22 protein-coding genes are annotated in these 22837 nt (G+C 69.1%); 12 read left to right on the plus strand and 10 right to left on the minus strand.

Annotation, left to right across the window (positions count from 1 at the left end):
• Positions 1-50: 50 nt before the first annotated feature.
• From VMI11_11020 to VMI11_11035, 4 genes are all read left to right on the plus strand, one after another.
• Positions 51-176: an SEC-C metal-binding domain-containing protein gene (locus VMI11_11020; GenBank protein ID HTY72939.1), complete on the plus strand. Its 126-nt coding sequence runs from the start codon at positions 51-53 to the stop codon at positions 174-176.
• A gap of 193 nt (positions 177-369) precedes the next feature.
• Positions 370-888 (plus strand): DUF1269 domain-containing protein, encoded by a 519-nt coding sequence (locus VMI11_11025; GenBank protein ID HTY72940.1) that lies wholly within the window; start codon positions 370-372, stop codon positions 886-888.
• 156 nt (positions 889-1044) lie between these two features.
• The gene (locus VMI11_11030) at positions 1045-2232 is read left to right on the plus strand and encodes an AI-2E family transporter (GenBank protein HTY72941.1); all 1188 of its coding nucleotides are present in this window, start codon (positions 1045-1047) and stop codon (positions 2230-2232) included.
• Positions 2233-2372: 140 nt separating this feature from the next.
• Positions 2373-3329 carry an HAD family hydrolase gene (locus VMI11_11035; protein HTY72942.1) on the plus strand — a complete coding sequence of 319 codons (957 nt, stop codon included), beginning with the start codon at positions 2373-2375 and terminating at the stop codon, positions 3327-3329.
• Positions 3330-3408: 79 nt separating this feature from the next.
• Here the strand turns inward: VMI11_11035 and VMI11_11040 are convergent, their stop codons facing one another.
• Complete coding sequence (locus VMI11_11040; GenBank protein ID HTY72943.1) at positions 3409-5823, minus strand: lysylphosphatidylglycerol synthase transmembrane domain-containing protein; 2415 nt, start codon at positions 5821-5823, stop codon at positions 3409-3411.
• Between the two features lie 62 nt (positions 5824-5885).
• Positions 5886-6308, minus strand: a complete 423-nt coding sequence (locus tag VMI11_11045; protein HTY72944.1) for a hypothetical protein — start codon at positions 6306-6308, stop codon at positions 5886-5888.
• 424 nt (positions 6309-6732) lie between these two features.
• Here VMI11_11045 and VMI11_11050 point away from each other — a divergent pair, with 424 nt between their 5' ends.
• Positions 6733-6957 carry a hypothetical protein gene (locus VMI11_11050; protein HTY72945.1) on the plus strand — a complete coding sequence of 75 codons (225 nt, stop codon included), beginning with the start codon at positions 6733-6735 and terminating at the stop codon, positions 6955-6957.
• Positions 6958-7272: 315 nt separating this feature from the next.
• Here VMI11_11050 and VMI11_11055 read toward each other — a convergent pair whose 3' ends face one another.
• The gene (locus VMI11_11055; protein ID HTY72946.1) at positions 7273-8103 is read right to left on the minus strand and encodes a thioesterase family protein; all 831 of its coding nucleotides are present in this window, start codon (positions 8101-8103) and stop codon (positions 7273-7275) included.
• Positions 8104-8142: 39 nt separating this feature from the next.
• On the opposite strand from VMI11_11055, the gene VMI11_11060 reads away from it, so the two are divergent.
• On the plus strand, positions 8143-8544 hold the full coding sequence (locus tag VMI11_11060; protein ID HTY72947.1) for a nuclear transport factor 2 family protein: 402 nt from the start codon (positions 8143-8145) through the stop codon (positions 8542-8544).
• 33 nt (positions 8545-8577) lie between these two features.
• Here VMI11_11060 and VMI11_11065 read toward each other — a convergent pair whose 3' ends face one another.
• Both VMI11_11065 and VMI11_11070 read right to left on the minus strand, forming a co-directional pair.
• Positions 8578-8934 carry a VOC family protein gene (locus VMI11_11065; protein ID HTY72948.1) on the minus strand — a complete coding sequence of 119 codons (357 nt, stop codon included), beginning with the start codon at positions 8932-8934 and terminating at the stop codon, positions 8578-8580.
• A 214-nt stretch (positions 8935-9148) separates the two neighbouring features.
• Entirely contained in the window at positions 9149-9727 is a 579-nt protein-coding gene (locus tag VMI11_11070; GenBank protein ID HTY72949.1) for a hypothetical protein, read from the minus strand.
• A 181-nt stretch (positions 9728-9908) separates the two neighbouring features.
• Between VMI11_11070 and VMI11_11075 the strand changes: the two genes are divergently transcribed.
• Positions 9909-11618: a GAF domain-containing sensor histidine kinase gene (locus VMI11_11075; GenBank protein HTY72950.1), complete on the plus strand. Its 1710-nt coding sequence runs from the start codon at positions 9909-9911 to the stop codon at positions 11616-11618.
• Between the two features lie 32 nt (positions 11619-11650).
• Here the strand turns inward: VMI11_11075 and VMI11_11080 are convergent, their stop codons facing one another.
• Positions 11651-12316: a response regulator transcription factor gene (locus VMI11_11080; GenBank protein ID HTY72951.1), complete on the minus strand. Its 666-nt coding sequence runs from the start codon at positions 12314-12316 to the stop codon at positions 11651-11653.
• Between the two features lie 167 nt (positions 12317-12483).
• Here VMI11_11080 and VMI11_11085 point away from each other — a divergent pair, with 167 nt between their 5' ends.
• Together VMI11_11085 and cydB are read left to right on the plus strand one after the other, a co-directional pair.
• Positions 12484-13875 carry a cytochrome ubiquinol oxidase subunit I gene (locus VMI11_11085; protein HTY72952.1) on the plus strand — a complete coding sequence of 464 codons (1392 nt, stop codon included), beginning with the start codon at positions 12484-12486 and terminating at the stop codon, positions 13873-13875.
• A gap of 60 nt (positions 13876-13935) precedes the next feature.
• Positions 13936-14967, plus strand: coding sequence for a cytochrome d ubiquinol oxidase subunit II (gene cydB / locus VMI11_11090; GenBank protein HTY72953.1), 1032 nt, complete (start codon positions 13936-13938; stop codon positions 14965-14967).
• 86 nt (positions 14968-15053) lie between these two features.
• On the opposite strand, the gene VMI11_11095 is transcribed toward cydB, so the two are convergent.
• Complete coding sequence (locus VMI11_11095; GenBank protein HTY72954.1) at positions 15054-16067, minus strand: hypothetical protein; 1014 nt, start codon at positions 16065-16067, stop codon at positions 15054-15056.
• 71 nt (positions 16068-16138) lie between these two features.
• Between VMI11_11095 and nhaA the strand changes: the two genes are divergently transcribed.
• Positions 16139-17518 (plus strand): Na+/H+ antiporter NhaA, encoded by a 1380-nt coding sequence (gene nhaA, locus VMI11_11100; protein ID HTY72955.1) that lies wholly within the window; start codon positions 16139-16141, stop codon positions 17516-17518.
• Here nhaA and VMI11_11105 read toward each other — a convergent pair.
• From VMI11_11105 to VMI11_11115, 3 genes are all read right to left on the minus strand, one after another.
• Positions 17480-18046: a thioredoxin domain-containing protein gene (locus tag VMI11_11105; protein HTY72956.1), complete on the minus strand. Its 567-nt coding sequence runs from the start codon at positions 18044-18046 to the stop codon at positions 17480-17482. The two genes, nhaA and VMI11_11105, sit on opposite strands and share 39 nt — an antisense overlap.
• Before the next feature lie 45 nt (positions 18047-18091).
• Positions 18092-18274, minus strand: coding sequence for a hypothetical protein (locus VMI11_11110; GenBank protein HTY72957.1), 183 nt, complete (start codon positions 18272-18274; stop codon positions 18092-18094).
• Positions 18275-18404: 130 nt separating this feature from the next.
• The gene (locus tag VMI11_11115; protein ID HTY72958.1) at positions 18405-19367 is read right to left on the minus strand and encodes a pirin family protein; all 963 of its coding nucleotides are present in this window, start codon (positions 19365-19367) and stop codon (positions 18405-18407) included.
• Between the two features lie 132 nt (positions 19368-19499).
• On the opposite strand from VMI11_11115, the gene VMI11_11120 reads away from it, so the two are divergent.
• The gene (locus VMI11_11120; protein HTY72959.1) at positions 19500-22133 is read left to right on the plus strand and encodes a glucosidase; all 2634 of its coding nucleotides are present in this window, start codon (positions 19500-19502) and stop codon (positions 22131-22133) included.
• Positions 22130-22789: a hypothetical protein gene (locus tag VMI11_11125; GenBank protein HTY72960.1), complete on the plus strand. Its 660-nt coding sequence runs from the start codon at positions 22130-22132 to the stop codon at positions 22787-22789. Before VMI11_11120 ends, VMI11_11125 begins: the two co-directional genes overlap by 4 nt.
• The last annotated feature ends 48 nt before the right edge of the window (positions 22790-22837 follow it).

Consider the following 22837-nt stretch of genomic DNA (forward strand, 5'->3'; position numbering starts at 1 on the left):
TGGCGAAGATGTGCGACCTGCTCCGCCAAGGCCGCGCCCCGTCGGAACTCATGGCCACCTACGCCGCGGAGGACGCTCGGCGTCCCCGAAACGGGCTCTGCCCATGCGGCAGCGGGAAGAAGTGGAAGAAATGCCACGGCACCCCGGTCGGACTGGGCGTGACCGTGTCCGCGTGAGTGGGGTGAAGCCCTCTGACCGACCCCCATCTATCCGTCGCACGTCGTTGGCATCGAGCGCTGATCTCCCCTAGGTGAATTCAACCGACGGGTGATGACGTCGGCGCCGGTCGGCTGGAAGTCTCGTAGAGAAGGAGAGCAACCGTGGAGTGGCCGCTGCGACGGCCCAGAACCGACTGGAAGGCACACCACCATGACAGACAAGAACTACACGTTGTTCGTCGCGTCGTACCCCGACGCCAATGCAGCCGCGAGCGACTTCAAGGCGATCAAGAGCATGGACGACGCGGCCGTAGCCGCTGCGATCGTCTTGTCCCGTGACGCCACGGGCAAGACAGAGGTCAAGGAGCACGGCGGCGGCCTCATCGCCGGCGGCACCACGCTCGGTGCGATCGGTGGCCTCGTCGTGGGCTTGTTCGCTCCGCCGCTGCTATTGGCCGGAGTGGTCGGCGCCGGGATCGGCGCGGGAGCGGGCGCCATTGTCAAGCGTCATGAGGAGAAGTCCATCGGCGTGGACGCGGACGAGTGGCTGCCCGCGGGATCATCTGCCATCGTCGCCGTCGTCGATGATCTTTACCTCGACCGCATCGACAAGGCCGTCACCAAGGCAACGAAGAAGGTCAGCAAGGCAGTCGACAAGGGTGACTACGACGCCGTGGTGAAGGCCGTGAACGAGGGCGACGAGAAGGTCATCGAGGCTGCAGAGTCCTGATCGGACTCTCCTCGCGGGCTGGGGGACAGGCTGGTCGATCAGTTGGCCCCTGTTCCCCACCTGCGCTGAAGCACCCGAATCGTCCGTGGAGGGGTGATGTCCAGCTCAGGGGAGGGCCCTGGTGGGCGACCGCCGAGAGGTGGGACCGTTACAACGGTGGCCGCTGACCCCGTGCTGGCGTCGGTGCAGGCCGATCCGTCCGCGGACGCACCGGCCTGGGTCGCGCCGCTGATCCGTTCGACCATCTGGCGGCTGATCTGGGCCGTGATCGGTGTCAGTGTGCTGATTCTTGCAGTTCTGCGGGCGCGCAGTCTCATCAGCATGCTGGTGATCTCGCTGTTCTTCGGGATCGCGATGCTTCCGGGAGTCAACTACTTCGACCAGCGGCACGGGTGGTCCCGCGGCAAGGCCACGGCCCTGATCTTGGGCGGTCTGTTCCTGTTCCTGGCCGCGATGATCTTCATTTTGATCCCGGGTCTGGTCAACGCGGCACAACGGATCGGGGGTCAGATCCCAGCCTGGATCGACCAGATCAACAAGACATTCGGCGTGAGAATCGACCACGGCCGACCTCCAGACCAGATCAACGCCGATCTGCAGGCAGGGATCCACAAGTGGGTCCAGGACAACGCTACCAACCTGCTTGGCGTCGCGGGGAGCACACTTGGGCTGGTGTTCCAGTTCTTCACTGTTGTCACATTCACGTGCTACCTGGCCGTCGGCGGGCCGAAGCTGCTCCACATCTACCTGAGCCGACTTCCCCCGGAGAGACAGCATCGAGCCGGCTGGGCGTGGGACAACGCCGTTGTTGAGACCGGCGGCTACTTCTACTCCCGACTGCTGCTCCTCGTCATCAACGCGACCCTCTTCTTCTTCGTCATGGTCATCGTCGGCGTCCCTTGGGCCCTCTCTCTGCCGCTGTCCATCTTCGAAGCCTTCGCGGCTGAGTTCATCCCTGTCGTCGGCACCTACCTGGGCGCCGCAGTCCCGGCCATCGTCACCCTTGGACTGAGCGGAGTCGTCCCGGCCCTGATCCTGATCGTCTGGACTGTCATCTACCAGCAGATCGAGAACTACTTCCTCAGTCCTCGAATCAGTTCCAAGACCATGGAGCTGAATGGTGGGGTCGCCTTTGGCGCGGCGTTGGCCGGCGGTGCGATCGGTGGGCCCATGGGTGCCTTCATGGCCCTACCCCTCGCCGCACTGATCACCTCGTTCGCCAAGCACTACGGCCGGACCTATCCCGTCGTCTACCAATCCGCCTACGCCGACAGACCGACACAACATCCTCAGGCAGCCAAGGCCAGAGAGACGCCCACCTCTCCAGACAAGGCGCCCACGTGATCGAGCTGAAATTGATCATTCTCAACTCGTGGTCAACATCCCCTAGGTGAGATCAAGCGGCAGGCGATGCCCGCAACGGTCTGACCTGCAAGAGTGATCGAAGTGAGCCGATTGTGCGCTGCTCGCAAGGAGGCCAGACCGTGGCTGGGACGCAGGTGCTTCGAAGCTGGAACGAGGGCGCGGCCAAGACGGCAATCATCGACTTCGTCGAACACACGACGACGAGTGGGATCCCAGTCGAAGAGCGCATCGCGACTTTCGACGCAGACGGAACCCTGTGGTGCGAGAAGCCGGCGCCAGTCGAGGCCGACTTCCTCCTCCGGCGGTTGGCGGACATGGCCCAGGCAGATCCAAAGCTCCGAGAGAAGCAACCATGGAAGGCTGCGTACGAGCGGGACATGGCCTGGCTTGGACAGGCGATCAGCCAGCACTACGCAGGCAACGACACGATGGCCCAGACGCTGCTGAGCGGGATCACTAACGCCTATGCGGGTGTCGGCGTCGAGGAGTTCGAAGCAAGAGCCGACAGCTTCCTTCGCAGCGCACAGAACCCACACCTCGGGCGGGGGTATCTCGAAACCTCATACCTGCCCATGGTGGAACTTCTCGCCTATCTCGAGACGAACGGGTTCTCGAACTACATCGTCTCTGGCAGCGGCGCTGACTTCATGCGCCCAGTCACCGCTCAGTTGTTCGGCATCCCCGCTGAGCGCGTGATCGGCAGTGCTGCCGCGCTCAAGTATTCCACCGATGGCGAGGGAGGCACCATCACCCACGAGGCGAAGCTCGGCTTCCTCGATGACGGGCCAGAGAAGGCTGTCCAAGTCTGGAGCCGCATCGGCCGCCGACCCCTTGTCGCGGGCGGAAACTCCAACGGAGACATCCCGATGCTCGACTTCACCCAGCACAAGGACAAGCCCTCACTCCGGGTGCTCGTCCTCCACGACGATGCCGAGCGCGAGTTCGCCTACACCACAGGCGCCGAGCAAGCACTCGAGAGGGCCAAGTCGAGCGGGTGGACGGTCGTGAGCATGAAGAACGACTTCGCCACCGTGTTCGCTTCGACGGACCGAGAGGGCACGACCACGCCCTCCTAGGGTCGCGAGATTGATGGCGTGCGCTCCGGCCGCTGGAAGGCCTCGATTGATCTCGCATCCCTTGACCCAGATCGGGTGATCACAGGTAGTCGTTGCGGGTCAACCATTGCAGGCACGCCCACCCCCAGATCGGGGGAAGGTAGTAGCTGCAGAGACGGTAGAGGATCACGGCGGGAAGGGCGATATCGCTACTGACGCCGACCGCGGTCAGTCCAGCAGTCAACCCTCCCTCGACAACGCCGATGCCGCCAGGCACCGGCAGGATCCCGGAGAGAAGAGACACCGAGATGTTGATGAACAGGACCTGCCCCAGGTTCACCGACCCTCCGAGGGCCACCACGCATAGCAGGAGACCGCTCGCGTAGAGAACCTGTGATCCCAGCTGCCCACCGACAACGCAGAGCAGGTTCTTGGGATTCTTGAGAACCCTAAGCGCTCCCTTGATGTCCTGCATCGGTCCCTGCAACTTCGCCTTGACCCAGTGCCGCCAGCGCGGCACCGCGAAGACAAGAGCGACGCCTCCAACGACGATAACGACCACGAGGATGAGCAGACTGGACACACCGCTGCCGCTGGTGTCCAGGTTCGACAGGTCGATGCTCTGCTTGCCGACAACGATAGTGAGCAGCAGGAGCAACGCCTGATCGACGAACGCCATGGCGCTGACGATGGTCGCCGTGGTCGACGACGTGACGGCATTGACTCCGAAGCGCTGGAAGAACCGGATGTTCAGAGCCATGCTGCCCGCGCTGGATGGGACGGCCAGATTGACAAACCCGATGGCGATCTGCTCGACACTTGTGACGCCGACGGGAATCGGCTTCGGGGATGCGGAGGCCAGGCTGAAGGCGTCGGTGACGTTCGTGAGCTGGACGAGGATCAGCGCGACGATCACCAGGCCCCACGTCGCGTGGGACAAAGCGTGCGTGATGGTGCTGAAACCTAGGTCGGCAAGTTGAGAGATGATCCCATAGATGGCCACGATCGAGATCGCCATGAGCCCGATGTGGACAAGAGAGACGCGTTGTAGCTTCTCGAGCTCCGGTGGCTGTACGCCGAGCGCGGTCGCAGTCTGCTTGCGCAGCGAGTCCACTTTGAGCCTGGCCCGATGCGCGTCCCGCTTCGTCTGTGGGGTGAGGGCTGCCGGTTGAAGCAGCGACAGCGAGTCGGCCAAGGCGTCGTCACCGATGGTTCGGCGCGCAGACGATATGGCTCGATCCGGTCCCACGATCAGTGTGGTGGCGACCAGAAGCTCGGCGACGTCGGAACGCCGAGACGACTCTGTTGCGGAGATTCGTGCGCCACTGAAGTCACCCAGAGCAGGCTGGTCGTGCTCTACCCAGATGCGCGAGCTGTCGAGCCGGCCATGGCTCAGCCCAGCGGCATGCAGCTGAGCAACTTCAGTCCAGACATGATCGAGCAGATTGTCATCCACTTCTCCGGGATCGAGGTCGACGAGACGTTTGGGCTTGCAAGCGACCACGACGACGGCGTCGTCACTTGCCGTCTGGCCGACCGCAACAAGGTCGAGGACGTCGACACCGGCCTTTGCGGCGAGGACACCGGCGAGTGCTTCGTGTTCGACCTGCTGTCGTCGAGTGGAGCCATACTGGGCTCCGGTGTCTTGGTACCAGGCCGACTGCCACGCCCTGGCCCAACGAGAGTTCCTCCAGCTGTCCCGATCGAGAACCCGCACGTAGACGGACACCCCGTTATCCATCGTCCCGTCGAGGAGGGTGGAGTTGGCGGGCTGAACATCGTGGTAGGCGATCTCACTCACCCCCACCCCGAGATCCGACAGCGCCGCTCGGACTCTCGCCAGCGACGGCACTCCTGCCGACGTGCCGAACACGAAACGGATCACGGCAGCTGCTACCAGGCCAACGAGGATCGCGCCAGCGACATCGTTCAGCTGGTAGATGCCGCCCAAGATCGCACCGGCTGCGCCGCCGAGGGCGATGCCCCAGCCGACTCGACGGACTGGCGCACTCAGGTGAGGAGCAGCGGCAGCCTGCACGGCCACGATCGCCGTGATCACGAAGGCCGGATAGGTCGTCCGCGTGTGATCGAGGTCCGTCAGCGCGACCGCCGGCCATCGACCGTCCACCCACCGGCTGAGCGCACCTGCAGCGACCACGGCGAGCAGGGCCGCAAGCACCAGGTCCAAGAGCAGTTCGAGTCGGCGGCGAGCCCAGATGGCAATGCCGATCAGCAGCCCGCACGCAGCCGCGATGCTCACCAGGTAGGCGGCCTGACCCAACCAGACCAACCACGCCGGCAGGTGGACGACGAACGTCACCCACGCCTGGTCGACCGCGGTACCGCCGCGCGCCACGATGGCGAGGATGACCAGTAGCGCACCACCCGCTATGGCGAGGGCGGCGTCCGCCGACCGTCGTACCCTCGGCTGGTCCGACGGTTCAGCGAAGAAATCATGGGTTGAGGTCGGCCGGCGACCGTGCGGTGTCGCGTCACCGGCCGCAGCCGCGGTCATCGGGTCATCGCCGTCCCAACTCTCCGGCTCCTCCGCGCATCGGACGACACCCCGCGAGCATGTCAGAAGCGGCGTCGGGCCCGCCGGCCTTCGCGGCGACGGACCCCACACACCGAGACTGGTGAGAGCGGGCGCCCGATCGGGTCGATGAAGAGGGTGACCGGCCCAGAGTCCGCGGGCACGTCGCCTTCCAGTACGTCGATGGCGTAAGACAGCTCGCCGTCCGACAGGCGTGGGTCCTTGATCACCACGACGGCGTCTACGGGCGCGTCATCGCCCGACTCGAGGAACGCGAGAACCGCGTTCGGAGGGTCCGCCTCGAAGCTGTTGTCGCCGACACCCCAAAGCTCGACGAAGTCAGCGGTGGTCATGTGGCCCACCACTCGCTGTGGCCGGTCGGAGAAGTAGAGCGTCGAAGGGGTGACCCCCGTGAGCGTGAGCCGTCCTTCCTTGCTGGAGGTCCCCAGGGCGGTCTGTACGAACATCGACTGCTCAGTTTGGAGGTCTTCGATTGTCGGATTCGTCATTGTTTACATCTCCCAACGGATTGACGAGTGTGGCTGGTTGGCGAGCTGCTGCCAGACACCTATCAGTCGCCGGCGAACGCCGTGTCGAACGAGCCAGGTGTCGGCCGTCACGCGTCGAGGCCGGTGTGTCGACTCGACCCTACTGGCCGACCTCGTCGACAAGAGCCGTGTCATCCCCGAGCTGACCGTCCTGGCGTGCTGTCGATACCTGCGCTCTCGGCTCGACTCGGCGGGCCACAACACAGAAGACGTTCCGGCGATAGGCATCTCCGAGCAGGGTCACACCGGACGAACCCGCAGTCACCACCTGGCGGCCGAATTCACCCAGGGGAGATCGTCCCGACCGGATGCCGGATCCGATCCCGTGATGTGAGATGTGGCTGTGAGCGTTGACTCGATCCTGACCGATACAAGGTCCGCGAACGCGGTCGAGGAAGAACTGGCCGGGAGATTCCCGGACGAGCCCCGCGCGGTCCTCCATACGCTGGTCCAAGATGCGTTCGAGTCCCTCGCGCACGCCCGGATCCGCGACTTCGTTCCGCTCCTCGCCAGAAGGATCGTCAGCGAGAGAGTGGCTGCCGAACGACGACGACGCGAAGAGCCGTGAGACCCGGCTCCCTGGCTGGCTCACTTGAGCAAGACCCATCCTGACCGCCACCCGGGAGATCCGCGTGACCGTTGACAGCTTGGATGCCCGGTGTGACCGCCTGGATCCGGTCGAGCCAACCCCAGAGCCGGCCCCACCATGGGCGAATCGGCAGAGCGGTGAAGCCAGGGCGCGTCCGCATCCGGGCCGTCCAAATCGGTCGGGCGAGACACTCGGGTGGACAACCCGCAGCGGGGGCGGCGGGCCCGGCTCAGGAGGCGAAGTAGCAGTAGTCCACGGGCCGCGTCTCGCCTCCGGGGGCGACCCAGCGCCCACTCAGCGGATGACCGCCACTGACTGGTGGTTCTCGACAACGAGTCGACCGTCATGGGTCCACAGCCGGCGCGTCTCGGTGGTGTAGCCGTCGTTCGCGGCGGACATGGTCGACTCGAACACCAGGGGCTTGCCGGTCTCGACGTGCTCCGGTGCCAGGAGCAGGTGGGCGGCGTAGCTCACCGTGGCGAGCGGCCGAGACTCCGCCAGCGCCGCGAGTGCGGTCGGGTACCAAGCGTCGATGATGGCGACCAGGCGCTCGGCATCCCAGGTTGAGCCGTCCCGGAAGCCGACGTACCCGGCGCACCGAGCGGGGGACCCGGTGAGCGGCAGCCCGGCGCAGACACGAAACTCCACGTGCCCCATGAAGGGCGGCCAGCCCGGCCCGTCGGTCCCTAGCACGTCCACGTCAAGCCAGTGCGGCAGCGTTGGTGCCGGCGCATCGCCCCAGGTCGGCAGCTGGACCAGGTCGGCCGCCCGGGGGCGGCCGGTGATGACGACCGCATGCGCCACCAGCCCGTCACTGTCGCGCACCTCCGCCGCCCAGGTGGACATCCCCGAGCCCACCCGCAGGGCGTCGACACGGACGGTGGCCGGTCCAACCCGTAGGGGGGCACACATGTGCACCGACATCGTGCGCAGCCGCCGGACCGGGTCGGCCGCGCGTATCAGCACGGCCCGGGCGAGGCCGCCCGCGACCAGGCCGCCCCATGCCCCGCGGCCCTGCTGCCAACCATCGGGGACCTCCCAGCCGAAGGTCCCCTCCTCGACGGGCATCAGGGCGGTGGCATCCTCGAAGGTCATGTTCTGCGTCCCGTCCTCGCTGGTGGACACGCAGTATGGCCCCCGGCACCCCGAACCTCGGAGGTACCCGTGCAAGCCTTTCGCGACGCCGTTGCCCGCGGCGACCTCGAAGCCGTCGCTGCCCTGCTCGCCGAGGACGTCCGCTTCACCAGCCCCGTTGCGTACCGCCCCTATCAGGGTCGGGACATCACCCTCGCCATCCTCGGCGCGGTGATGCGCGTCTTCTCCGACTTCCGCTACGTCCGCGAGATCGGCTCCGACGGCCCGGACCACGTGCTCGTCTTCGAAGCAAGGGTCGGCGAGCGGGCCATCCAGGGGTGCGATCTCCTGCACGTCGACGACCAGGGTCAGATCGACGACTTCGTCGTCATGGTCCGACCCCTCTCGGCCGCCCAGGCGCTCGCCGCCGCCATGGCCGAGCAGTTCGACCGGATCGACCGCGAGGTGGGCGTGGGGCGGGAGACCCACTAGCCCGTCGGCCTACGGTGTCGGGACCGCGCCCGATCAGCCGAGGCAGAGGCAGAACGGGTGCCCCGCCGGGTCGAGGAACACCCGAAACGACGTACCGGGCTGGTGGTCGTGCTTGCTCGCCCCGAGCTCGAGGACCGCAACCTCGGCCGCGTCGAGGTCGTCGACGACCACGTCCAGGTGCATCTGCTGGGCCCCATGCTGGGTCGGCCAGGCCGGTCGGGAGTAGTCCCGAACCTGCTGGAAGGAGATGCACTGCCCGTAGTCCGCACGGATGTCGGCCCAGCCGGGTGAGGACTCCACCGTCCAGTCCAGCATCGCGGCGTAGAACGCGGCGAGGGCATCCGGGTCCGGACAGTCGATGACGATGCTCGGGTAGCGGGCGATGGCCATGGCGAGCACGGTACGCGCGGCCGCCGACAACCGCGCTCTCGCGAGCCCGGGGCACCCGCGGACAGCAGCCGGCGACGGGTCAGCCGGCGCCCCTTCGGGCGGCGACAAGGAGGGGCCGGCGCCCCTTCGGGCGCCGGCCCCTCCTTGCTGTTGTGCTCGGGATCGGTCCTGCTGTCGTGGTGCAGGTCCTCTCTCCGGATGGGTCAGCGTGCACTCACACGCCCGCCGCCACCGAGGCCTGTGTCCCACCGACAGCCGCGTCAGCCGGGACGTGCCGCGAGTGGCGGAACCCGAGGATGGACAGCGCCAGCATCAGCACGCCACCGATGATGAAGACCCAGGCCGCGATCCAGGCGATCTGGCCGATCTTCCAGAAGGCGTACGCGTTGAGCAGCATGCCGCGCAGGGTCGTGCCCTTGAACAGCGTCTCCACCTGGCCGGCCAGCTGGGTGTTGTTCGGGTCGGCCATCGCTGCGGCGCTCACCTGCGAGTAGGTCTTGCCGCCCGCCACCTCGGACAGGTGGACCGCGATGAAGTGGTTCGCGTACGTCTTCGCCTGCTCACCGTTCACCAGCTGCTGGCCGGCGTACTTCTGCATGGCCGCGAACTGCGGGCCCTTGATCGCGTCGCTGCCCTTGGGCGGGAAGTAGATCTTCTGAGCGGCCAGCTGCGAGTGCACCTGGTCGTTGATGAAGCTGTGTGCCCACAGCCCGAGGAAGCCGGCGACGAAGAGCACCAACGCCCCGATCAGCCCAGCCGTGGAAAGCAATGTGTCGAATGTGCTCCGTCGCATGGTCTGCGCTCCTTCACGTTCGAGGCGGGTGATCGACCCGCGCTCTGTGGCGAACACCTGGGTGGCTGTGCACCACCACTGGGCACACTTTGATGCTTCAACCAAGCCGCGGTTCAGTGCCGCAGGTCCCCGGTTACCGGGACGTTGGTCCCGCTCCGCGGCGGGGTGGCACAGTGGGAGCATGGCCAGGGGATCCGCGGAGGTTCCGGGACGGGAAGCCGAGCGGCTCCCGAACCTGCGTCTGGACGAGCTGCTGTCCGAGCTGCACCTGCGGCTGGCCGAGATCGTGGGCATGCGCGACCGCTCGCACGCCCTCCTCGAGGCCATCGTGGCGGTGGGCGGAGACCTGGACCTCGACGCCGTGCTGCACCGCATCGTCGACGCGGCGGTGACCCTGGCGGGCGCGACGTACGGCGCTCTCGGCGTCATCGACGAGGATGCGCAGCTCTCGGAGTTCATCACCGTGGGGGTCGACGAGGCCACCAGGGAGCGCATCGGCGATCCGCCGAGCGGGCGCGGGATCCTGGGACTGCTCATCAAGGACCCCCGGCCCCTGCGCCTGGCCGACCTGTCCCAGCACCCGGGGTCGTACGGCATCCCGCCCGGGCATCCGCCCATGCGCAGCTTCCTCGGTGTGCCCGTCCGGGTGCGCGAGGAGGTGTTCGGCGACCTCTACCTCACCGAGAAGCGAGGCGGTGGCGAGTTCGACGAGGAGGACGAGCGCGTCGTCGTCGCCCTCGCGACGGCCGCAGGCGTCGCGGTGGAGAACGCCCGTCTCTACGAACAGGCCCGGCGCCGCGAACGCTGGCTGCAGGCCACCGCCGAGGTCACCACCTCTGTCCTGTCCGGCTCGGATCCGCCGGACGTCCTGCGGGTCGTGGCCTCACGTGCCCTCGAGATCGCCGGCGCGACCAGCACGCTCATCGCCCTGCCCGGCGAGGAGGGGGCGCTGGTCGTCGAGGTGACCGACGGCGAGGGCGCCGAGCGCCTGCGCGGCATCGAGGAGGCCTCGCCGAGCAGCCTGCTGCTGACCGCGCTGCGGGGCTCGTCGCCCGTCACCACCTGCACCATCCACGCGCACGACACCCTGGGCCGCGCGCTGGGTGATGACGGCCACCGGGCCATGCTGGTGCAGCTGCGCGACTCCCGTGGGGTGCGCGGAGTCCTCGCGGTGATCCGGCCGCACTCCGCGCTGCCGTTCGGGGACGACACCGCGACGATGCTCGAGGGCTTCGCCGCCCAGGCGGCGGTCGCGCTGCAGCTCGCCGAGGCGCGCGCGGAGGCCGAACGGTTGCTGGTCTACGAGGACCGGGACCGGATCGCCCGCGACCTGCACGACCTGGTCATCCAGCGACTGTTCGCGAGCGGCATGCAGCTGGAGAGCCTGACCCGCCTGCTCGACAAGGAGGAGGCGGTTCAGCGGGTCCAGCGGGTGGTCGACGACCTGGACGCCACGATCCGGGAGATCCGCTCGGCGATCTACGCCTTGCAGAGCCCCCACGAGCAGGCCGGGAGCCTGCGCCAGCAGCTGCTCGAGGTCGCCGACCGAGCCGCCGACTCGCTGGGGTTCACGCCCTCGATCCAGTTCGTCGGGCCGGTCGACAGCGCCGTGGACCGACATCTCGGCCAGGACCTCGTCGCGGTCCTCGTCGAGGCGCTCTCGAACGTGGCCCGGCACGCTAAGGCGACCCGGGCATACGTGGAGGTGGAGGTCGACGCCCAGGAGGTGCGGCTCACGGTGAGGGACGACGGCATCGGCATCCCCGAGGTCGGGCGCCGCAGCGGACTGTCCAACCTGGAGTCACGCGCCGTCTCGCGGGGCGGCGAGCTGGCCCTGGACGCCGCAGGTGGCGGCGGCACCCGGCTGCGCTGGACCGCTCCCCTGGCCTGAGGGCCGCACCGGCTCAGTGGCGCTGCCGTTGCTCAGTGGCCCTGCTCGTGACGGATCTCCGCCGCGTAGACCGCTGCCTGGGTCCGACGCTCCATCCCGAGCTTGGCCAGCAGGTTCGAGACGTAGTTCTTCACGGTCTTCTCGGCGAGGAAGAGCCGTTCGCCGATCTGGCGGTTGGTCAGCCCCTCGCCGATCAGGGCCAGGATCTCCCGCTCGCGCTCGGTGAGGCCGCGCAGCGGGTCGTTGCCGTCGGCCTGGGCGCGCAGACGGTCCATCACCTTGGCGGTGGTCCTCGGGTCCAGCAGCGACTCCCCGCGAGCGACCGTGCGCACCGCTCCGATGAGGTCGCTTCCGCGGATCTGCTTGAGGACGTACCCGGAGGCCCCAGCCATGATCGCGTCGAAGAGCGCCTCGTCGTCGGCGAAGGAGGTCAGCATGAGGCAGTGCAGCTCGGGCATGCCCGAGCGCAGCTCACGGCAGACGCTGACCCCGTCCCCGTCAGGGAGGCGTACGTCGAGCACGGCCACGGACGGGCGCAGCGCCGGCACCCTCGCCAGGGCCTCGCTGGCGGTCGACGCCTCCCCCACGACCTCGATGTCGCCCTCGCTCTCGAGCAGGTCCTTGACGCCTCGCCGGACCACCTCGTGGTCGTCGAGGAGGAAGACCCGGATCCGGCCGGGCTCCTCGGGATCAGGCACGCGTGTCTCCAGGGTCCGGGAACGTCTGCGTCGACGGTAGCCGACCAGCGGCGCCGCCAGGGACCTTCGTCCCGGTGTCGGGAGGACCTCCGGGCCTGGCCGGCGCTCCGGCGAGGCGGCCAGGGTGGAACCGTCCGCGCCCCGCATGAGCGAAGAGGAGTCCCGTCGTGCTGGACATCTCGAGATGGCAGTTCGCGATCACGACCCTCTTCCACTTCCTGTTCGTCCCGCTGACCATCGGCCTGTCCGCCCTCGTCGCCGGCATGCAGACCGCCTGGGTCCGCACCGGCAAGGAGCACTACCTGCGGGCCACGAAGTTCTGGGGCAAGCTCTTCCTGATCAACTTCGCGATCGGTGTCGTCACCGGCATCGTGCAGGAGTTCCAGTTCGGGATGAGCTGGTCGGCCTACTCCCGCTTCGTCGGCGACATCTTCGGCGCCCCCCTCGCCATCGAGGGCCTGCTCGCCTTCTTCATGGAGTCGACCTTCCTCGGCCTGTGGATCTTCGGCTGGGGGCGGCTGCCGAAGCGGGTGCACCTCGCCACGATCTGGCTCGCCTCGATCGGCACGATGCTCTCGGCCTACTTCATCCTCGCCGCCAACGCCTGGATGCAGCACCCCGTGGGCTACCGCATCGACGCCAAGCAGGGTCGGGCGATCCTCACCGACTTCCCGCCGGTGCTCTTCCAGAACACCGCGGTGACGGCGTTCCTCCACACGATCAGCGCGGCCTTCCTCACCAGCGGCATGTTCATCGTCGGCGTGAGCGCCTACCACCTGGTCCGCAAGCGCCACATCGACGTACTGCTGCCCTCGCTTCGCCTGGGGCTGTGGGTCGGGCTCATCGCCGGCCTCGCCGTGATGTTCACCGGCGACCTGCAGGCGCGGGTCATGACCAGCCAGCAGCCGATGAAGATGGCTTCGGCCGAGGCGCTGTACAACACCTCATCGCCGGCCTCGTTCTCCGTGTTCACCGTCGGCAGCCTCAACGGCTCGAAGGAGATCTGGAGCATCCGGATCCCGCATGGCCTGTCCCTGCTCGCCACCGGCAGCCCGAACGGCACCGTCAGGGGCATCAACGACATCCAGCAGGAGTACGTCCAGAAGTACGGGCCCGGCAGCTACAAGCCGATCATCCCGATCACCTACTGGTCGTTCCGCCTCATGATCGGCTTCGGGGTGCTCGCGCTGCTGCTGTCGATCGTCGGCCTGTGGGTCACCCGCGACAAGCAGCTGCCCAAGCCGACCTGGTGGTGGAAGGCCTCCAGCCTCGCCGTGGTGCTGCCGGTGCTCGCGAACAGCTTCGGCTGGATCTTCACCGAGCTCGGCCGCCAGCCCTGGGTCGTCTTCGGCCTCATGAAGACCAAGAACGGGGTCTCGGGCTCGGTCGGGGCGGGCAGCGCCGCGATCTCCATCACGGTGCTCACGCTGCTGTACGCCCTCCTGGCGGTGATCGAGATCGGCCTCATCGTCCGCTTCGCCAAGGCCGGTCCCGAGCCGGCACCGATTCCGGAGAAGGCCGAGGGTGAGGAGTCCGACCGGCTGACCTTCGCCTACTGACCGAACGCGATCCACCAAGCACAGACGGAAACCGAGACAGGACCAAGGAGCAGACCCGCCATGGCGCTGACCGACTTGTGGTTCGTGCTGATCGCCGTCCTGTGGGGTGGCTACCTCGTCCTCGACGGCTTCGACCTCGGCGTCGGGATGCTGCTGGGGCTCGCGCGATCCGACGCGGAACGCCGGGTGATGATCAACACGATCGGCCCGGTCTGGGACGGCAACGAGGTGTGGCTGCTGGTGGCGGGAGGCGCGACGTTCGCGGCCTTCCCCATGTGGTACGCCACGATGTTCAGCGGCTTCTTCCTCGCCCTGCTGCTCCTCCTGGTCGCCCTGATCGTGCGCGGGGTCTCCTTCGAGTACCGCGGCAAGATCGACGACGAGGCGTGGCGCCGGCGCTGGGACATCGCGATCGGCATCTCCTCCGCCGCCGCTGCCCTGCTGCTGGGAGTCGCCCTCGCCAACGTCGTTCGCGGCGTGCCGATCAACGCCGACCAGCAGTACACCGGCACCCTGTTCACCCTCCTGAACCCCTACGCCTTGCTCGGCGGACTGATGACGCTCTCGGTGTTCGCCCTCCACGGCGCCCTGTTCATCGCGCTGAAGACCGACGGCGAGATCCGGCACCGCGCTCACGGCGCCGCGCTGCGGATCGGGATCGCCGCGGTCGTGTTCGCCGCCTCCTTCCTGCTGTGGACGCAGCTCAGCTATGGCGCCGGCTGGACGTGGGTGAGCCTCGTGGTGGCCGCGCTCGCGCTCGTCGGATCACTCGTCGCGACCCTCCGTGGCCGCGAGGGCTGGGCGTTCCTCGGGACGTCGATCGCGATCCTCGGCGCGGTCACGACCATGTTCGGCGCGCTCTACCCCAACGTCTTGCCGTCCACGACCAACCCGGCGTGGAGCCTGACGGTGACCAACGCGTCGTCGTCGCACTACACGCTGACGATCATGACCTGGGTCGCCGTCATCTTCACCCCGCTCGTCCTGCTCTACCAGGGCTGGACGTACTGGGTCTTCCGCCGCCGGATCAGCGTCGACCAGATGCCGCCGTACGAGGCCCTGCCCCGCGAGCCGGTCGACGCCACCCGCTGACCTCCGGCCCACCCCAACCCCACCCCAACCCCACCACCATGTTGTTAGGCGTTCGTCGGTGGATACACCCGCGAATGCCTAACAGTTCAACGGGGTGGCGGGCCTGAGGGTGAGTCGGGGCCGGTCGGGGAGGATGGCGGAGGGGGTAGCGCGGCCTCGAGCTGACTGCCAGCCGCCTCGAGAGCGCCTCTCGCCTCCGCCGCCGCCTCGGCGGTGGGCGCCGAGGTCCAGGCATCGATGGCCTGACGCGTCGCGGTGACGGCCGAGGCGATACCGGCGACGCGCAAGCCCGCCGCCTCGTCTGGGGCGGAGCTGCGGAGGACGGCCAGCCGATCCTCCAGCGCCCCCACCCGCGGCCGGGCCACCGACCACGCCCCCCGTCGTTCCTCGTCGCTGGCCGCCCCCCGGATCGTCGGGAGCAGGGCCGCCGACAGCCAGCGCGCCTCGCCGACCGCGCGGTCGACGTCGCCGCTCCAGGCCGCCCGTCGTGCCCGGGACCGGGCGGCCAGGACGAACCAGGTCACCGCCCCGGCGACGACCAGCAGGCCCACTGCCAGCCAGAGCCAGCCCGAGGAGGAGGAGGATGCGGCCACGGACGCGCTACCGGAGGCGACGGCCGATGACGCGAGCGCACTCGCGCTGGCAGAGGGGGCGCTTGTCGCGGGTGCTGAGGACGTCGCCGTCGGCGTGGACGTACCCGTCGGCGTCGGCGTGGGGGTGGGCGTCGGAGTCGGGGTTGGCGTGGAGGTGGGCGTCGGGGTCGAGGGCTCGCTGGGAGCGGCGGTGGACTCCGAGCGGGAGATGCTGAGCGAGGGTCGCGCCGACTCCTGCGGGCTCTGGCTCTCGGGCGCGACCGCGCTCTGGCTGGCGGCCGGCGACCGCGAGCCGAGCACGCCCGGCAGGGACGGGCGCGTGCTGGGGCGCAGCGAGGAGCCGATCCCGTTCGAGCCGCCACACCCCGCGACGGCGAGCACGACCGCGCCGAGGACGCCGGCCAGCACGAGCCGTCGGGCTGTGCGGCGTCGTACCCGGCGCTCCACGCGGTCATCCTGCCAGAGCCCGAAGTCGTTCCCGGGCACCGAAGCCGCCACGAGCTTCACGGCAACGCCCTCCAGGGGCAGCCGGTCGCTTGCGCATCGCCTCGTAGGCTGGCCGCCGTGCGGAGCGGACGATGAGCGAGCCTGCGCGTCCGGGACCAGAGCTTCGGGTGGTCGCTCCCCGCTTCACGCCCGCGGTGCGCCGCTTCATCGCCAACGAGTCCGGCAGTGCCGCCGTCCTCCTGGGGGCGACCCTGCTTGCCGTCGTGTGGGTCAACTCAGGGTGGTCGCACTCCTACGAGGCCCTGTGGGCCACCCCGGTCCACATCGGCGTGGGGGACCGCAGCCTCGACATGGACCTTCGGCACGTGGTCAACGACGTCGCCATGTCACTGTTCTTCCTCGTCCTCGGCGTGGAGATCGCCCGCGAGACGACCTCGGGTGAGCTGCGCAACCCCGGGACCTTCCTCGTGCCCGCCCTGGGCGCGCTCGGCGGTGTCCTCGCGCCGATCCTCATCTTCCTGGCCATCAACGCCGGTCACCCGACCGCCCACGGCTGGGGGATCGTGATGTCGAGCGACACCGCGTTCGTCCTCGGCATCCTCGCGCTCTTCGGTCCCCGCTGCCCCGACCAGCTGCGCGTGTTCCTGCTCGCGGCGGCGGTGGTCGACGACGTCTGCGCCATCACCGTGATGGCGCTGTTCTACACGGCCTCCCCCGACCTGGCGGCGCTCGCCGTCTCGGTCGTCCTCGTCGGGGCCGTCCTGGCGATGCGCTGGCTGGGCGTGTGGCGCGTGACGCCGTACGTCCTCGTGGGGCTGGCCCTCTGGTTCGCCGTCTACCGCTCCGGCGTGCAGCCGACGCTGGCCGGCCTGCTCGTGGGCCTGCTCGTGCCGGTGCGACCGGCCCGCCGCGAGGTGCTGCGCCGGATCCCCGTGTACGGCCGCGCGGTCGTCGAGAACCCGACCGCGGAACGAGCGCGCCTGGCGACCATGGCGGTCTCGGCGGCGGTACCGACCGGCGAGCGGCTGCAACGAGCGGTCCACCCGTGGTCGGCGTACGTGGTCGTGCCTGTCTTCGGCCTCGCCAACGCCGGGGTTCGGATGGACGCGGACACCCTGCGGTCCGCGCTGCACTCCCCGCTGACCATCGGGGTCGTCGTGGGGCTGGTCGTCGGGAACACCATCGGGGTCGCCGGTGTCTCCTGGCTGGCCCTGCGTACCGGGGCCGGCGCCCTGCCCGGTCGCGTGCGCTACAGCCACCTCCTCGGTGGGGCGGTGCTGGCGGGCATCGGGTTCACGATCGCCTTGTTCGTCACCGACCTGGCCTTCAGCTCACCCGCACTTCGCGACCAGGCCAAGATCGGCATCCTGGCGGGGTCGGTCGTGGCCGCCGCTGCCGGCTCGGCGGTCCTGCGGCTGATGGGCGAGCGCTGGCCGCTGTGCTCCCCGGCGGGCGAGGAGGTCCCCGCGGCGCTACCCCCGCTCCCCTGGGTCCAGCCCGTGGCGCTCTGAGGTCCCCGTGGCGCGCTGCAGCGCTTGGAGCTCGACGCGGCCGACGTAGGGCTCGCCCTCGATGAACAGGGTCGGGGTTCCCGCGACACCCGCCTCGCGGCCAGCCGCGTAGTCGGCTCGTACCTTCTCCGCGAAGCGCTGGGCGGGTGCGCCCGTCGCGAGCTCGGGGTCGGCACCGACCTGCTCGGCGTATCGGCGCAGGTCGGCGTCCAGGAGGTGCGCCTGCTTGGCGAACAGCAGGTAGTGCATGTCCCAGAAGCGGCCGCTGGCCGTCGTGGACTCGGCCGCCAGCGCCGCCGTCAAAGCGTGCGGGTGCACCTCGAACAGCGGGAAGTTTCGGAAGACCAGACGCACCTGCCCCTCGGAGCGCGCCACGAGCTCACGAAGGACCGGCGCGGCACCCGCGCAGTACGGGCATTCGTAGTCGCCGAACTCGAGGACCGTGACCGGCGCGAAGGGATCGCCGCTGACGTGCTCGACGAGGACGTCGTCGGGCTCCGGGCCGTCAGGGGCGTACGTGACCACCACGCGCGACAGTCCAGCGCACCGCCGCGCGGGTTCACAACCCGGCGGTCAGCGCCAGGCGGAGCGCCCGCCGGCGCCGGCGCCGGCGGCGAAGAAGGTGACGAGGATGCCGGCCGGGAGGGCGCCCCAGAAGCTCAGCCCCACCCCGAGGTTGCCAACGAACAGCATGAGCAGCCAGGTCGCTGGGAAGGACGCAATGACCGCGGCGACGAGCAGGATGATGAAGGCCATGGGAGGACGGTGACACGGCGGGCACGCCCGACTGACGCCGACACGCGGTCACCCTGCCGGCGGCGGACCATCGCCACCGTGCCGGCAGCAGGCGATCGGCACCCTGCCGGCCCCGCGATGAGGGAGCTGGTCAGCGGACCCGGCCGCGAGGGCGAAGACGTACGTTGGGCAGCGCCGGCGCCGCCATGCGCTCAGCCGTCGGGTAGTCCACCTCGCCGAAGCGCGGGTCGCCGCCGGCGTTCCACCGCTGCCTCGCGTCCGCGATCTCCTCGTGGCTTCCGGCCACGAAGTTCCACCACATGACGATCTCCTCCTCGAAGGGCTCGCCTCCGAGCAGCAGCACCCGAGCGTCCTCGTCGAGCTCGACCTCGAGCTCGGTGCGGGCCCGGCCGAGGTACATCGCGCTGCCGACCCGGACCGCGCTGCCGTCGACCCGAGCCTGTCCCGCGAGCGGGACCAGCACGTGCTCGAAGGAGGTCTCCAGAGCGAGCCGGCCCGGCCCGGGGCTGCTCCACGTGAGCTCGGCGCCGAGCAGTGGCGTGAGTCCTTGCGCGGGAGCCCGTACGTCGCCGACGGCCCCGACGAACACCTGGGCGAGCACGCCTCCGGCGTCGACGTACGGTGCCCGCTCGTGCAGCGTGAAGGAGGGCGGGCGGTGCCGCTCGGCCTCGCTGAGCGCCACCCACAGCTGGGCGCCGTGGAGGACGGCGCTCGCCGGCACGACGTCCTCCGAGTGGGCGATCCCGTGACCGGCCGTCATCACCGCGACCCGACCGGGAGTGACCTCGGCCAGGTTGCCCAGGGAGTCCCGGTGGGTGACCGCCCCGGCCGCCAGCCAGCTCACGGTCTGCAGCCCGGTGTGCGGATGCGGCGGTACGTGCATCGCGGCGCCGCCGGACACGGGTCGCGGCCCGAAGACGTCGGCGAAGCACCACGCGCCGACCATCCGGCGACCGCGGCTGGGCAGCAGGCGCAGGACCTCGCTGCGGGGGCTGATCGCCGCGACCGCACCCGCGAACACGGTCGTCTCGGCACCGCTGGGCTCCTCGTCGTCCCCGCAGCCCGCGTAGACGTCGGCGACCGCGTTGCTCACGAGGCCACGCTAGCCACTCCAGCAGATGGGTGGCTCCGACCACCCCTTCGGTCGCGGCACGTGACGTGAAAGAGTCGTCCCCGACCCTGACGGCCGCGTACGAGCAAACGTCTTTCGTCCCGAGGACATGCCATGAGCACTGAGGACAGGTCAGGAGCGGAGCAGGCGCGGCTGGCGGCAGCCGACGCCGGGCGGGAGGACTGGCGCGCCTGGGGCCCGTACGTGTCCGAGCGCGCGTGGGGCACTGTGCGCGAGGACTACAGCCCCGATGGCGAAGCCTGGACGTACCTGCCGCACGACCACGCACGTTCGCGGACCTTCCGCTGGAGCGAGGACGGGATGGCGGCAGTCTGCGACGAGCAACAGTTCTTCGTCCTGGCCGTCGCGCTGTGGAACGGGGTCGACCCGATCCTCAAGGAGCGGATGTTCGGCCTCTCCGGCCCGGAGGGAAACCATGGTGAGGACGTCAAGGAGTACTGGTGGTACCTCGACTCCACGCCCACGCACTCCTGGATGACCTGGCGCTACCACTATCCGCAGCGGGCCTTCCCGTACGACGACCTCGTCAGCGAGAACGCCCGCCGCGGCAAGCTCGACCGAGAGTACGAGCTGGTCGACACCGGGATCTTCGACGAGGACCGTTACTGGGCAGTGACGGTGGACCACGCGAAGGCCGCACCACGCGACCTGCTGACCCGCATCACGGTCGAGAACCGCGGGCCGGAGGAGGCGACGATCCACGTCCTGCCCACCGTGTGGTTCCGTAACACCTGGGCGTGGGGTCGCCCCGGGCAGGACGCCGTACCGAGCATCGTCGCCTCGGGGGGTCGGCTCGTGGCGGTGTCCGAGCCGACCGGGACGCTCACCCTCGGGGCGAGTGGCGACCCCGAGCTGCTCTTCTGCGACAACGAGACGAACACGCAGCGGCTGTACGGCGATCCCGGCCGCTCGCCGTACCCCAAGGACGGGATCAACGACCACGTCGTCCACGGGGCTGCGACCGTCAACCCGGCGATGGTGGGGACCAAGGCCGCCTTCCACTACACGCTGACCGTGCCCGCCGGCGGCAGCGCCGAGGTCCGGCTACGTACCGTTGCGGAGGAGTCGGCGGCACCCGACACCGAGCGGGGATTCGCCGACGTCATGAGCGCGCGCAGGGCTGAGGCGGATGCCTACTTCGCCGCCCTGACGCCGCCGGAGGCGACGCCGGACGAGGCGGGAGTGCTTCGCCAGGCCATCGCCGGACTCATGTGGGGCAAGCAGCTCTACCACTACAACGTGAAGCGCTGGCTCGAGGGCGACCCGGCCGGCCCGCCGCCGCCGGAGTCGCGAAACCAAGGACGCAACCACGACTGGTGGCACCTCGACAACTTCGACGTCATCTCGATGCCGGACCCGTGGGAGTACCCCTGGTACGCCAGCTGGGACCTCGCCTTCCACTGCATACCGATCGCCCGCGTCGACCCGACCTTCGCCAAGAACCAGCTGCTGCTCATGTTCCGCGAGTGGTACATGCATCCGAACGGCCAGATCCCGGCATATGAGTGGTCCTTCAGCGACGTCAACCCGCCGGTCCAGGCAGCCGCCGCCCTCCGGGTGTTCCACGTGGACGGCTCGACCGACTACGAGTTCCTCGCGCGCATGTTCCACAAGCTGCTCATCAACTTCACCTGGTGGGTCAACCGCAAGGACGCCGAGGGCAACAACGTCTTCGAGGGCGGCTTCCTCGGCCTGGACAACATTGGCCCGATCGACCGCTCGGCGCCCCTCCCGGTGGCCGCCCAGCTGGAACAAAGCGACGGCACCGCCTGGATGGCGATGTACGCGCTCTGCATGCTCGAGATGGCCCTCATCCTCGCTGAGCACGACCGCGCCTACGAGGACACCGCGACCAAGTTCTTCGAGCACTTCGCCTACATCGGCGAGGCGATGAACGCCAAGGGGCTGTGGGATGAGGCCGACGGCTTCTTCTACGACGTGCTCTCCTTCGCGGACGGCTCACGGCTGCCGATGCGGGTGCGTTCGATGGTCGGGCTGCTGCCCCTGTCCGCGACCATGACACTTGGCCAGCGCACGCTGGGAGCACTGCCCGGCTTCGCCGGGCACCTGCGCTGGTTCCTCAAGTACCGGCCCGAGTACCTCTCCGTCGTGGGGACGACGCATGTCCACGACGGCGGCGAGGGCCGGCTGCTGTCGGTGGTCGACGGTGAGCGCCTGCTCCGAGTGCTCGCCCGCATGCTCGACGAGCAGGAGTTCCTGTCCCCGTACGGGCTGCGCGCCGTGTCCCGTGCCCACGCGGAGCATCCCTTCGCCCTCGACCTCGCGGGTTCGGCGTACTCGGTCGACTACGAACCCGGGGAGTCCACGTCCGACCTGTTCGGCGGGAACTCGAACTGGCGAGGACCGATCTGGTTCCCCGTCAACTTCCTGCTCATCGACGCGGTCCGCCGCTTCGCCCGCTTCTACGGCGACGACCTCCTCGTCGAGCACCCCACCGGGTCGGGGACCAAGCAGACCCTCGCCGAGGTCGCCGACGACCTCGCTCGACGGCTCGTGAGCATCTTCCTCGACGCCGACGGCCGTCGGCCGGTGTTCGGGGACTGCGAGCTGTTCCAGGGCGACCGGCACTGGCACGACCTGATCCCCTTCCACGAGTACTTCCACGGGGACACCGGGCGCGGGCTCGGCGCGTCCCACCAGACCGGCTGGACCGCGCTCGTCGCCGAGTTCATCCTCGGCGCCGCTCACGCGGACTACGGCCGGTGAGTAGCGACCGACGGACGACCCGCCTCGCACTGCACGCAGTGGCGGAGCAGATCATCGCTGGACACCAGTGGCGGGCGCTCGGGACCATCCGTCTCACGGTGCGGCCGTATGGGTTCTCCAGCCGGGACCTCCCGACGCCCCCGCACCGGCTGGCCGTCGACGGCACCGACCTCGTCGTCGGCGATCACCGCCTCGCGCTGGCCGGCAGTCTCGGTGCACTCGCGGCCGCGGCCGGGGTGGCGTGCCGGGGCCCCGAAGGGGTGTACCCGCTTGCGCTCACCCTGGGCCCGGACGACGAGCTTCGGGTGGACGCCGAGGCGGCGGGGGAGATGAGCCGTGCCTGGGTGCTCGGCGACTCGGTCCTGCGGGCCTTCGGCAGCCTGCACCACCGGGGCGGCCTCGAGCCGGTGCTGTGGCCGGAGCACCTCGACGTGGCGGTCAGCCTCGACGAGGTGAACTACGGGGTCTCGCCCGGTGACGAGGCCATCCCGGAGCCGTACGCCTACGTCGGGCCGCACCGTCGGCGGGCCGGGGAGTTCTGGAACGCCCCCTTCGGCGCCTCGCTCCCGATGTCTGAGACATCGGCCGCGGCGCTGCGTTCCTTCTTCGAGGAAGGGCGGACCCGAGCGCGGACCGATCCCTTCGCGGACGGCTGAGGACCTACGTCGGCCCGGCCAGGCGAACCTGGTCGGGCCGGCGTCCCC

The organism is Actinomycetes bacterium (assembly GCA_035506535.1).
GTDB lineage: Bacteria > Actinomycetota > Actinomycetes > DATJPE01 > DATJPE01 > DATJPE01.